Here is a 12741-nt window from a genome sequence, read left to right as displayed (position 1 = left end):
GCACGCCGCGTCACGAAGCTGTCAGCAGGTAAAAGTCGTGGTCCGCTGGGCTCGCGATCGCGCCGGCAAACATCGCCTTGAACCCGCTTTGTATGGCGTGTGCCGCTGTTCGTGACATTTAGATCGCAGCAAGCGAGAAATTCGCAACAGAATTGCCGGAGACGGTGAATCCCGCTTCTTTTTATTTTGCGTTGCAGCAACTATTTAGGTGATGTCGTGTTGATTCCGTCGCTGCCAACAAGGAGTTGCGGGTGTCCCTCGCTGAAAATGTAGAATATTTGCGACGGCTCCGAGAGCTGCACGGCATCACAGGATTTGGGGACTTCCAGCGCCAGCCTCGGCCGGCGCCATCCACTCCGCTGATCGAGATCGACCGCTTCGGCTCCAATCCGGGCCGATTGAAGATGTTTGCCTATGTGCCGGCGCAGCGCCAGCCGCTGCTGCCGCTCGTCGTCGTGCTGCATGGTTGCGGCCAGACCGCGGCCGAGTATGACCTTGGTGCAGGCTGGTCGACGCTCGCCAAGCATTACGGCTTTGCGCTGCTGTTGCCGGAGCAGCAACGCGCCAACAACGGCCAACGCTGTTTCAGCTGGTTCGATCCGGAAGATATCACGCGCGACCAGGGCGAGGTCTGCTCGATCAGGCAGATGATCGCGCGCATGGTCGCCGATCTCGCGATCGATCCCCGGCGCGTCTTCATCACCGGCCTGTCGGCGGGCGGCGCCATGACCATGGCGATGCTGGCGAACTATCCGGAGCTGTTCGCCGGCGGCGCCGTCATCGCCGGTCTGCCGTTCGGCACGGCGCGCAACATGCGCGATGCCATCATGCAGATGCGCATGCCGCAGACGAGGTCCGCCGGCGAGCTCGGCAAGCTGGTGCGCGGCAACTCACGCCACCGCGGTCCCTGGCCCAAATTGTCGGTGTGGCACGGCACGGCGGACCGCACCGTGCATCCGCAGAATGCCGACGAGATCGTCAAGCAGTGGCTCGACCTGCATCGTCTGCCGCTGCCGCCGATGGCGACCGCCGAGGTCGACGGCTATCCGCGCCAGCAGTGGTGGAACGCCGATGGCGAGCCGGTCGTAGAGGCCTTCGCCATCACCGACATGGCGCATGGGACGCCGTTGGGGCTCGCCGCCAACGACAAGCGCTACGGCAAGCAGGGACCGTTCCTGCTCGAGGCAGGAATCTCGTCTTCCTACCACATCGCGAAATTCTTCGGGGTCACCGACTGGATCCGTCCGCCGAAGGTGGCGCCGGAATCGCCGAGCGCCAAGCTCATTCCGCAGGTCTCGCCGATTACGGCCGCGCTTCCGAGCCTGACCAAGATGCTGTGGCCGAAGACGGCGGATCAGCAGCTTGCGGATGCCAAGCTGCTTGATGGCAAACCCCTTAACGGGAAGGCGCCTGCCGAGAAGACGCTTGATGCGAAGCCGCTGAATGGGAAGCCCGCCGAGCCAGCGCCGGCGGAGCTGCGGCCTGCCGCAACAAAGCCGGCAGAAACGGCTGCCAGGAGCGCGCCGAAGCATCCGGAGCGAAAGCCGCGGCGACCGCAGATCGATGTCGCCGCCGTAATCGAGCGCGCGTTGCACGCGGCCGGCCTGAAGAAATAGCTCCTGCGCGTTCGATGCTGCCCTGACTAGAGCTCGCCGGTCAGGAACGGATTGGTCATCCGCTCTTGCCCGAAGCTCGAGCCGGCGCCATGGCCGCAGATGAAGCCGACATCGTCGCCGAGCGGCAGCAGCTTCTCCGTGATCGACCGGATCAGCGTGGCATGGCTGCCGCCGGGCAGATCGGTGCGGCCGACCGAGCCGTTGAACAGCACGTCGCCGACGAGCGCGAAGCGCATCCCCTTGTTGAAATAGACCACGCTGCCCGGCGAATGGCCGGGGCAATGGAAGATGTCGAAGGCGAGCTCGCCGATCTCGACCCGGTCGCCCTCGTCGAGCCAGCGATCCGGGGTGAAATCGCGCACCCCCGTGATGCCGAAGCGGGCGCCGCTCGACACCACGTTGTCGAGCAGGAACTTGTCGGCGATATGCGGGCCCTCGATCGGCACATTCAGCGCTTCGCGCAGCTCGGCAGCGCCGCCGACATGATCGATATGGCCGTGAGTGAGCCAGATCTTCTCGACCGTGACCCCGGTCTTGGCGATGGCGTCGCGGATCACAGGCACGTCGCCGCCGGGATCGATCACGACCGCCTTCTTGGTCGTCTCGCACCAGAGGAGAGTGCAGTTCTGCTCGAACGGCGTGACGGGAACGATGATCGCGCCGGCCTTGGCTTTGTTCTCGGTTGCTTGCCTGGTGTTCTGGGTCATGCCCCCAAGCATGCTCATTTTTGGCATCGCGCCAAGCGAAAAGACGCACGATTTCGCCCTGTTGAATGGACCTGTCGAACGTAGCCGAGACGAAGGCCGACAGGGTGCGTTCTGAACCTGCTCTGAACTTGGCGGCTGTTCCGGCGTTGGGGCGCAACGCATGCGAACAGGACTCGGCGTTGGCCGGCTTCTTGTCCGACCACACATACCAGTCGCGATAGGGCGAATCCTTCGAGCGCCGCGCATCCTGAAACCAGGGATGCTGATCGGAAGTGTGGTTGACGACGAGATCGAAGATGACGCGGATGCCGCGCTGCTTGCAGCCATGGGTGAACTCGACGAAATCGCCGAGCGTGCCGTAGCGCGGGTCGACGCCGTAATAGTCGGCGATGTCGTAGCCGCCGTCGCGCTGCGGCGACGGCTGAAACGGCATCAGCCAAATCGCGGTGACGCCGAGCCCGTGCAGATAGTCGAGGCGGCGGGTCAGGCCGATGAAGTCGCCGATGCCGTCGCCATTGGCGTCCATGTAGGTGCCGACGGCCAAGCAGTAGAACATGGCGTTCTTGTACCAGAGATCATCGATCATGGACGGCCGCCCCTGTGGCGCCGCCGTCACGGCGGCCGCTTGTTAAGCCAAAGGTGTCCGCTGAGTTCCCGGTTCCGTGATGATGAGAGTGCCCTTGGGTCGGCCGCGGAATCGGCTATTCTGGCCACATGGAATCGTCGGCCGCCAAGATCACTCTCGTTCCGCTTGACGGGCGCCAGTCCGAAACGGCGCTGGCGGTCGCGCGCGGGACCTCGCGGCTGTTGCGCTCGCTCGGTTTTGCCGCCGTCAGCGAATTGCCGCTGCCGTCAGGCCGCCGCGCCGATCTCGTGGCGCTCAACGAGCGCGGCGAGATCTGGATCGTCGAGATCAAATCCTCGGTCGAGGACCTGCGCGCGGACAACAAATGGGAGGACTACCGGCTGCATTGCGACCGGCTGTTCTTCGCCTTCACGCAGGATCTGCCGTGCGAGATCTTCCCGAAGGAGACGGGGCTCATCGTCGCTGATGCTTATGGTGCGCATCTGCACTGCGAGGCGCCCTTGCACAAGCTACCGGCGCCGACACGCAAGCTGATGACGGTGCGGTTTGCGCTTGTCGCTGCGCAGCGGATGAGCCGGCTGATCGATCCGCAAGGACATCAGGAATTCTGAAATTCCGGCGGCTGCCGGTCGGCCTCGAGCCGAGGCCGCCTACTTCGGTGCCCGCTTGGCGAGGATGCGCTGCAGCGTGCGGCGGTGCATGTTGAGCCGGCGTGCCGTTTCCGAGACATTGCGGTTGCACATCTCGTAGATGCGTTGAATGTGCTCCCAGCGGACCCGGTCGGCCGACATCGGGTTCTGCGGCAGTTCCGATTTTTCCGTGGTGGTCGAGAGCAGCGCCGCCACGACATCATCGGCATCGGCAGGTTTGGCGAGATAATCGACCGCGCCCATTTTCACCGCGGTGACGGCGGTGGCAATATTGCCGTAGCCGGTCAAGACGATTGCGCGGGCTTCGGGGCGCTTGCGCTTCAGCGCAGAGACGACGTCGAGCCCGTTGCCGTCGCCGAGCCTGAGATCGACGACCGCAAAGGCGGGAGCTGATTTGCCGATCTGCGAGATACCATCGGCCACGCTTTCGCAGGAAGTGACGATGAAGCCGCGGGTCTCCATGGCCCGCGCGAGCCGTTCCAGGAACGGCTTGTCGTCTTCCACAATCAGCAGCGAACGGTCGGGCTGACTGGCAAGTTCGGCGATGGCACCCACGGTCATCCTCGGAAAGGCTTGGGTTTACGGGAAAGCTCGCGGAACATATGGCGTCGCGCCCATGATCTGCCAAGGCGGTCGGCGTGCGGCGTGACGCCGCGCATTTTTCATCATTGGTATCAGTGGCTTCCTGTCAGGCAGGACCTGCCGGGGGCTAGGGGCTCGCGTCGATCATGATGCCTTGATTTCACCTTCCTCGACGGCCTCGAACCGCTCCCGTGGCCAGACGATCTGCACCACCGCGCCATGGTCGGGAAATGAGCGATTGGTAAACGAGACCTTGGCGCCGGTGCGATCAAGCAACGTCCGCGCAATGAACACCCCGAGCCCGAGGCCGCCGCCCTGGGATTCGTCGTTGCCGCGGCGCCGTGAGAGATAGGGTTCGCCGATCCGCTTCAGGATCTCAGGCGCGAAACCTGGACCGTCGTCGGAGATCACGATCTCGACCGTATCCTTGTTCCACCAGGCGTTGACCTCGACCGTATCGCGGGCGAAGTCCACCGCGTTCTCGAGGATATTGCCGACGCCATAGAGGATCGCGGGATTGCGCGTGCCGACCGGCTCCGGACTTGCGGCGACTGCAATGCGCACCTTGATGTCGACGTCGAAATCCCGATGCGGGGCCACCGTCTCCTCGATCAGGGTGGAGAGCTTCATGCGATCGAACATCGATCCGGTCGATGAGAGCTGGGTGATCTTGCTGAGAATGTCGCGACAGCGCTGCGCCTGCTCGCGCAACGTCTTGATATCGTCTGCGACCTGATCGTTGCTTTGCAGCGCCCGCTCGAGCTCGCGTGAGATCAGGACGATGGTCGCGAGCGGGGTGCCGAGCTCGTGCGCCGCGGCTGCCGCCAGTCCATCGAGCTGGGTCAGATGCTGCTCGCGTGCGAGAACGAGCTCGGTGGCCGCGAGCGCGTCCGACAGCTTGCGCGCTTCCTCGGTGACCTGGAACGAATACAGGCTGGTCACGCCGATCGCGAGCGCGATCGAAAGCCAAACACCGAAAATATAGATCGGTGGGAAATCCAGCGGCTCCTCAACCACCCAGGGCAGCGGCATGTGATAGAACAACAGCACACTGGCGCAGGCGACTGCGAGCAATCCAAGGGCCACGGTGAGCCGGACCGGCAGAGCCGTCGCCGAGATCAGGACGGGCACCAGGAACATGAAAGAGAACGGGTTGTCCAACCCGCCGGTCAGATAGAGCAATACTGCCAGTTCGACGATGTTCAGCGCGAGCAGGGCACCGGCATAGCGCGGTTCCAAGAGCTGCATCGGATTAAAGGCGATCTGCAGCGCGAGATTGAGCAGCGCCGATACGCTGATCACGGCAAGGCAGGGCACCACCGGAAGATCGAATTCCAATCCCTGCAACACGACGAAGATCGCGGTCAGCTGCCCGAGTGCAGCCAGCCAGCGCAGCCGCAGAATGGTGTCGAGCCGGACCCGTCGCCGCGGATGGCGAAGCTGGGTATCCGGCGTGTCCGTGATCAGCGTGTCGGTCATGACCCGAAACTTAGTGCCGCCCGATGGCGGCGACAAATCGGCCTGTTCACGTCCTTGGCCTGTTGCGCTTCGGAGCGCAATGGCCCAATGAACGGGGCCCATGACACATGATGACGCAGCCTTGTCCAGCGCTGCCGCCCAGGATCCGCATATTTCGGCGGCTATCGCGGTCACGCATCTGACGAAAGTCTATAAGGCGACCCGCGCGGTCGACGATATCTCGTTTCGGATCGGTCGCGGCAGCATCACCGGCCTGCTCGGCGGCAACGGCGCCGGCAAGACCACCACGATCGCCATGATCATGGGGCTGGTGCTGCCGACCTCGGGCCTGGTCGAGGTGCTGGGACATCGGATGCCGGATGAAAGTGCCGCGGTGCTGGGGCGGATGAATTTCGAAAGCCCCTATGTCGACATGCCGATGCGACTGACGGTGCGGCAGAACCTCACGATCTTTGGCCGCCTTTACGCGGTCGAAAACCTGAAAGACCGGATCGCGCAGCTCGCTGCCGATCTCGATCTTGCCGATTTTCTCGATCGGGCCTCGGGCAAGCTGTCGGCAGGGCAAAAGACGCGGGTGGCCCTGGCCAAGGCCTTGATCAACGATCCCGAGCTTCTGCTCCTGGACGAGCCGACCGCTTCGCTCGATCCTGATACGGCTGACTGGGTGCGCGGCCATCTCGAACGTTATCGCAAGCGGTGCGGTGCGACGATCCTGCTCGCCTCCCACAACATGCTGGAGGTCGAGCGGCTCTGCGACCGGGTCATCATCATGAAGCGCGGCCGCATCGAGGATGACGACAGCCCGGCGCAGATCATGGCGCGCTATAACCGGAGCACGCTGGAAGAGGTATTCCTCGACGTAGCCCGCGGCCGCCATCGCGAGGTCGCGCAATGAACGATCTCTCGTTCGCCATTGCCCCGCACCGGATCGGCGCGATGATCCTGCGCTATTGGTATCTGTTGATCTCCTCCTGGCCGAGGCTCCTGGAGCTGATCTACTGGCCGACGCTACAGATCATCACCTGGGGGTTCCTGCAGACCTATATAGCGACCAACGCCGGCTTCTTTGCACGCGCGGGCGGCACCCTGATCGGTGCCGTCATCCTCTGGGACATTCTGTTCCGCGGCCAGCTCGGCTTCTCCATCTCGTTCCTGGAGGAGATGTGGGCGCGAAACCTCGGCAACCTGATGATGAGCCCGCTCAAGCCGGTCGAGTTCCTGATCGCATTGATGGCGATGAGCTTGGTGCGGCTGGCGATCGGCGTGATCCCGATGACCCTGCTTGCCATCGTCTTCTTCCAATTCAATTTCTACAGCCTGGGCCTGCCGCTGATCGCCTTCTTCTGCAATCTGATCTTCACGTCCTGGGCGGTCGGCATCTTCGTGTCGGGTCTCGTGCTGCGCAACGGTCTGGGCGCCGAGGGCATCGTGTGGACGTTGATGTTCGCGCTGATGCCGCTTGCCTGCGTCTACTATCCGGTCAGCGTATTGCCCGGGTGGCTGCAATGGGTGTCCTGGGCGCTGCCGCCGACCTATGTTTTCGAGGGCATGCGTGCGCTTCTGATCGAGCACGTGTTTCGTGCCGATCTGATGCTGGCTTCGCTTGCGCTCAATGCCGCCCTGCTATTGGCGTCGTTTGCGGCATTCATTGCCCTGTTGCGGAGCGCGCGACGGGCCGGGTCGCTGCTCGCCAGTGGTGAATAATTCATGTTTTCCCGTGAATTCCCGGGGGATTTTGCCGCTTGAACGCGTTAGCTGGCGCGGCAGCGCATTGACGCTTAATTACGCATTCGGCACTATGCTGCATTGCCGAGAGGGTTGAAGAGAATGCCGATAGGTGAGTTTGGCGGCGCGCCGCCGCTGGCGTCGGAAGGCAGTCCGGTCCTGACCACGCCGATGTACTGGATGTACGAGATGGCGCATGCCTCGCTCAATCCTGCGCGGGCCGTCACGGACGCCACCAAGATCCTGTTTCAAAATCCGCTGAATCCTTGGACGCATACGGAGGCCGGCAAATCGATCGCGGCGGCCTGCGAATTGTTCGAGCGCACCACGCGCCGTTATGGGAAACCGGAATGGGGGCTCGACGAGACCGAGGTCAACGGCGTCAAAACCCCGGTCGAGGTCCGCAACGTCTGGGAAAAGCCGTTCTGTCGGTTGCTCCACTTCGATCGCAAGCTGACGCGGCCGTTGCGCAGCCCGCAACCGCGGCTCCTGATCGTCGCGCCGATGTCCGGCCATTACGCGACACTGTTGCGCGGTACGGTCGAGGCGTTCCTGCCGACGCATGAGGTCTACATCACCGACTGGGCCGACGCGCGCATGGTGCCGCTGGCGGAGGGCCGCTTCGATCTCGACGATTACATCGATTACGTGATCGAGATGCTTCATGCGCTCGGCACCAACATGCACGTGATGGCAGTCTGCCAGCCCGCCGTGCCGGTGCTGGCGGCGATCTCGATCATGGAGGCCGAGCGCGATCCGTTCGTGCCGCTGTCGATGACGTTGATGGGTGGCCCGATCGATACGCGCCGCAATCCGACCGCGGTCAATCAGCTTGCGGTCGAGCGGGGCATCGATTGGTTCCGCAACCACGTCATTACCAAAGTGCCGTTCCCGCATCCCGGCGTCATGCGCGACGTCTATCCGGGCTTTCTGCAGCTCAACGGGTTCATCAGCATGAACCTCGACCGCCATGTCGATGCTCACAAGGCGCTGTTCGCCAATCTGGTGAAGGGCGACGGCGATCAGGTCGACAAACATCGCGTCTTTTATGACGAATATCTCGCAGTGATGGACTTGGCTGCGGAATACTATTTGCAGACCGTCGAGACGGTGTTCATCAGGCACGCCTTGCCGAAGGGGGAAATGACCCATCGCGGCAATCCGGTCGATCCATCCAAGATCATGCGTGTGGCATTGATGACGGTGGAAGGGGAGAAAGACGACATTTCCGGTCTCGGACAGACCGAAGCGACACACCGGCTCTGCACGTCGATCCCGGCGCATCGCCGCGTTCATTACGTGCAGCCCGGCGTTGGACATTACGGCGTGTTCAATGGCTCGCGATTCAAGTCGGAAATCGTGCCGCGCATCTCTGATTTCATGATGTCGGCCGCGGATCCGAAGTCATTGCTCGCTCTCGCCGCGGGATAGCCGCTTTGACCGCTGTTGCCCGGCTCGAATCCGGGTACGGGTAAGGCGTTGATTTGCCCGGTGAAACCGAGTTCCATGAATGAGTCAAGGGGTGAATATGGCGTCACCCCTTGAGCGACGCTTTTGACTCGAGATTCACTCAAAAACGTTGTTTTCAGGCCCAAGGTCTGGGGTTCGGAAGGCGCCGAACCCCTGTATGTTGGGCAAATGATTTGTTTTTGCGCCGAGCGCTTTCCCTGGCGGCGGATATGGCAGAATCCGGGCGAACTCTTACTCCCCGGACTTACATATATGGCCACTCGCGCGCTCCTTTATCGGCGGCCCGCCGAACCTTCGCGTCTTCTCGTCAAGCATGGCTCGCAAATCTATTCGATCAGATTGCGCCGCCATCGACGGGCGCGCCGTTACACGTTGCGAATTCACCCCTCGGATCGCGAAGCGATCCTGACAATGCCTCCGCGTGGCACCATCGCGGAAGCCAAAGACTTCGCGCAGCGTCACGGCGCCTGGATCGCCGCACGTCTCGGCCGCTTGCCGAAGGCGGCACCGTTCTTGCCTGGAACGATCGTCCCGCTGCGTGGCGCACCCCACCGCATCGTGCATCGCGCGGGCGAGCGCGGCACGGTGTGGACCGAGACGCGCGACAGTGGTGAGAAGATCCTCTGCGTGGCCGGCGGCATCGAGCATGTCGAGCGGCGGGTGCACGACTTCCTGAAGCGGGAGGCGCGGCGCGATCTGCAGAAGGCCGCCGAGGCCTATGCCGATCAGCTTGGCGTCAAGGTCAAGCGGTTGTCGATCCGGGACCAGTCCAGCCGCTGGGGGTCCTGTACCTCGGCGGGCTCGCTGTCGTTCTCCTGGCGTCTGATTCTCGCTCCGCCCTTCGTGCTCGATTATCTCGCGGCTCACGAAGTCGCCCATCTCATCGAGATGAATCACTCGCCGCGGTTCTGGAAAGTCTGCGGGCGGATCTGCGGTTCGGTGGAACGCGCCAAGAAGTGGCTCGACACCTGCGGCAATGATCTCCATCGCTACGGCATCGACGATTGAAGCTTTGACGATCAAGGCATGACAAGGTCCGGCTGGTCCGGACCTTTTCTTTTGGCGCGACCTCATCCTCGCCAATCCCGCCCCGGGTAGCATTCCCTTAAGCATGATAGCGCGCACAAGGAGCCTCGGTCTTAACGCCGTTGTAAGGGGGAGTTTGCCACAACTAGGGCTTCTAACCCCAGGTGATGAGACGTCGACTCCAACCGAGCGCGGCTGCGTTTCCACCGAACGTGATGCGCCCCACGAGTAGCCCATGGCCGAACCTGCCGACGTGTTGTTGGCCGCGCTCGAACGCTCCAGCGAAGCTGTGGTCATCCTCGACGAGGACTTGCGCGTTCGGCATGCCAATGCAGCGGCCGAACGGCTGTTCCAACTCGACCGCGCCGCACTGATCGGCGCCGATGTCAGCCGTCTGGGCATCCGGCCCGACCATCCCATCTTCAAGACGTCGCTCGAGGCCGGACAGCCGCTGCCCGGTGACGTTCGCGAGATCATGCCACCGCCGGTCGAGATCATCCTCAGACCAGGCGAAGGTAAGCGCATCTGCGTAAGCCTGACTGCATCGCCGTTGGATGTTGGCGGGACGACCCGGCTTGCGCTGTTTGCGCGAGACGTCTCGGCCGAAGTCGAGCGGCGCGACCGGCTGGCGCTGTTGCATTCCGTGGCCGATCAGACCAACCGGGCAATGGTGGTGACCGATCACCATCTCGAGATCATCTATACCAATGCCGCGTTTTCCGACCTGTTCGGCTATCAGCGCGGCGAGGCGATCGGGCGTCGTGTCGACGAGCTCATGGTCGGTCCATGCACGGATCGACAGGCCATCGACAGGCTGCAGCTCTGGTTCGGCGAAGACCGCGGCGGCGAGGAGGAAGTCCTCGTCTATGACAAGAGCGGCCGAGAAATCTGGGTGACCGCCTATGTCAAGGCGCATCGCAATGCCCGCGGCCGCGTGAAATACCTGGTCGGCATGCTCAGCGACATCAGCGAGAGCAAGCAGCTGAGGTCGCTGCAACAACTGATCACGACGGCGCTCGCCGACAATCTTCCGATCACGGAGATCTGCGACCGGCTCTGTCGGCGGGTGGAGGAGCTCGCGCCCGACGTCGTCTGCTCCATCCTGCACGTCGACGCGGACCGCGTGGTTCACCCGCTCGGCGGGCCCAGCCTGCCGCCGGATTATTCGGCCGCACTGGACGGCATCCCGATCGGGCCGGAGGTTGGCTCGTGCGGCACAGCCGCCTATCTCGACGAGCCGGTCCTGGCGCAGGATATCGACACCGATCCGCGCTGGCAGCCTTATAAGGAGAAGCCGCTGGCCGCGGGGCTGCGCGCCTGCTGGTCGACCCCGATCAAGGGGAAGGACGGCCGGGTGATCGGAACGTTCGCCTTCTACTTCCGGGAATGCCGCGGCCCGAGCCACTGGCACGAGCGGATCGTGGACGCCTGCGTCGATCTCGGCGCGCTGGCGATCGAACGGCAGGAGGCGATGTCTGCGGTCGCGCGCCTCGCTTATTATGACATGCTGACCGGCCTGCCCAACCGCGCCCATATCCGCTCGCTGATCGCGACGGCGCTCGAGGCCTGCCCGGAGGGCGGGCATGTGGCGGTCGCCTATCTCGACGCCGACAATTTCAAGGACGTGAACGACACGCTCGGCCATGCCGCGGGCGACGAGTTCCTGGTCGTCTTTGCCAAGCGCTTGCGCGGGCAGCTCCGGCCGGGCGACATGCTGGGCCGGCTCGGCGGCGACGAGTTCTTGGTGCTCCTGCCGAACCGGGATTCGATCGAGGCCTCGCTGATGGCCGCCCGCATCACCGCGGCGCTGGCGGTGCCGCTTACGATCGGCACTCGGCAGGTGCCGATGTCGGCCAGCATGGGGCTCAGCCTCTATCCGGACAATGCCTCGGACATCGACACGCTGATCAAGCAGGCCGATGCCGCCATGTACAAGGCCAAGAGTGCGGGGCGCGCGACCTATCGCTTCTTCAGCGCCGATCTCGACAAGATCGCCGAGCAGCGCCTGATGCACAGCACCGCGCTGCGGGATGCGGTCGCCAACGAGGCCCTGAGCCTGCATTACCAGCCGCAGATCCGGTCGCAGGACGGCGGCATTCACGGGGTGGAAGCCCTCGCGCGCTGGCACGATGCGGTCCTCGGCGACGTGTCGCCATCGAAATTCATTCCGCTTGCCGAGGAATGCGGGCTGATCGAGCAGATCGGGTTGTGGTCGATGCGCGAGGCCTGCCGGCAGATGGCCATCTGGCAGCGGGCCGGGCTCGATATTCCGAGCATCTCGGTCAACCTGTCGCCGATCAATTTCCAGAACGTCAATTTGGCTGCGCGCGTCGCGCAGATCCTTGGCGAATTCGGCCTGCCGCCGAACCGCCTGATGCTCGAGATCACCGAGGGTGTGTTCCTGAACGAGCGCGCCACGGTGGTGGCGACCATGAGCGAGCTGCGCAATCTCGGCGTCGGGCTGTCGCTGGACGATTTCGGCACCGGCTATTCCAGCCTCAGCCGCTTGGCGCAGCTGCCGATCAGCGAGCTGAAAATCGATCGCAGCTTCATGCGCGACGTCGAGGAAAACCCCGGCACCCGCGCCATCGTGACCGCGGTGGTCCGGGTCGGGCAGAGCATGGACCTCGCGGTCGTCGCCGAAGGCGTCGAGACCGAGGGGCAGCGCCACCTGCTGCACGAGCTCGGATGCGAGGCGCTGCAGGGTTTCCTGTATGCGCGGCCCTTGCCGGCGGCAGGCTTCGGACGGTGGCTGCTGGAGCACAGTGCGGAACGTGCGAGCCATATGCTCAAGCAGATCGGCCGCACGCTCGCCGCAGCTTCGCCAAACCTGTCCGCCGAAGCGAGGCCGCCGAAGGACGCGGTCCAGCCAGCGGCCTGACCGCGCGGCATCGCCGCGC

Annotated in this window: 10 protein-coding genes and 1 pseudogene; 7 read left to right on the top strand and 4 right to left on the bottom strand. The window is 63.6% G+C overall.

Features of this window, described 5'->3' with window-relative positions:
- Positions 1–251: 251 nt before the first annotated feature.
- Entirely contained in the window at positions 252–1616 is a 1365-nt protein-coding gene (locus QX034_RS11550; RefSeq protein WP_315761691.1) for a PHB depolymerase family esterase, read from the top strand.
- Between the two features lie 26 nt (positions 1617–1642).
- On the opposite strand, the gene QX034_RS11545 is transcribed toward QX034_RS11550, so the two are convergent.
- Positions 1643–2335 carry an MBL fold metallo-hydrolase gene (locus QX034_RS11545; RefSeq protein ID WP_409977479.1) on the bottom strand — a complete coding sequence of 231 codons (693 nt, stop codon included), beginning with the start codon at positions 2333–2335 and terminating at the stop codon, positions 1643–1645.
- 160 nt (positions 2336–2495) lie between these two features.
- A pseudogene (locus tag QX034_RS11540) lies at positions 2496–2909 on the bottom strand (alpha-amylase family glycosyl hydrolase); the annotation flags it as partial.
- A gap of 128 nt (positions 2910–3037) precedes the next feature.
- Here QX034_RS11540 and QX034_RS11535 point away from each other — a divergent pair.
- Positions 3038–3520, top strand: coding sequence for an MmcB family DNA repair protein (locus QX034_RS11535; RefSeq protein ID WP_315728133.1), 483 nt, complete (start codon positions 3038–3040; stop codon positions 3518–3520).
- 39 nt (positions 3521–3559) lie between these two features.
- Here QX034_RS11535 and QX034_RS11530 read toward each other — a convergent pair whose 3' ends face one another.
- Both QX034_RS11530 and QX034_RS11525 read right to left on the bottom strand, forming a co-directional pair.
- Positions 3560–4114 (bottom strand): ActR/PrrA/RegA family redox response regulator transcription factor, encoded by a 555-nt coding sequence (locus QX034_RS11530; RefSeq protein ID WP_315702454.1) that lies wholly within the window; start codon positions 4112–4114, stop codon positions 3560–3562.
- Between the two features lie 171 nt (positions 4115–4285).
- Positions 4286–5620 (bottom strand): ActS/PrrB/RegB family redox-sensitive histidine kinase, encoded by a 1335-nt coding sequence (locus tag QX034_RS11525; protein WP_315702455.1) that lies wholly within the window; start codon positions 5618–5620, stop codon positions 4286–4288.
- A gap of 100 nt (positions 5621–5720) precedes the next feature.
- On the opposite strand from QX034_RS11525, the gene QX034_RS11520 reads away from it, so the two are divergent.
- The 5 genes from QX034_RS11520 to QX034_RS11500 all read left to right on the top strand — a co-directional run bounded on the left by QX034_RS11520 (position 5721) and on the right by QX034_RS11500 (position 12722).
- On the top strand, positions 5721–6515 hold the full coding sequence (locus tag QX034_RS11520; protein WP_315702456.1) for an ABC transporter ATP-binding protein: 795 nt from the start codon (positions 5721–5723) through the stop codon (positions 6513–6515).
- Positions 6512–7324 (top strand): ABC transporter permease, encoded by an 813-nt coding sequence (locus QX034_RS11515; RefSeq protein ID WP_315702457.1) that lies wholly within the window; start codon positions 6512–6514, stop codon positions 7322–7324. The genes QX034_RS11520 and QX034_RS11515 overlap by 4 nt, the downstream gene beginning before the upstream one ends.
- A gap of 123 nt (positions 7325–7447) precedes the next feature.
- A complete protein-coding gene (locus tag QX034_RS11510) occupies positions 7448–8776 on the top strand; it encodes a polyhydroxyalkanoate depolymerase (RefSeq protein ID WP_315702458.1) in 1329 nt (442 codons plus the stop codon).
- Positions 8777–8983: 207 nt separating this feature from the next.
- Positions 8984–9823, top strand: coding sequence for a SprT family zinc-dependent metalloprotease (locus QX034_RS11505; RefSeq protein ID WP_315702459.1), 840 nt, complete (start codon positions 8984–8986; stop codon positions 9821–9823).
- 253 nt (positions 9824–10076) lie between these two features.
- Positions 10077–12722: an EAL domain-containing protein gene (locus QX034_RS11500; RefSeq protein ID WP_316188698.1), complete on the top strand. Its 2646-nt coding sequence runs from the start codon at positions 10077–10079 to the stop codon at positions 12720–12722.
- Positions 12723–12741: the final 19 nt, after the last annotated feature.

The sequence above is a fragment of the Bradyrhizobium sp. SZCCHNR3119 genome (assembly GCF_032487775.1).
GTDB lineage: Bacteria > Pseudomonadota > Alphaproteobacteria > Rhizobiales > Xanthobacteraceae > Bradyrhizobium.
Note: the sequence above shows the minus strand (reverse complement) of the source record. Positions and strands in the feature narration are given on the sequence as shown.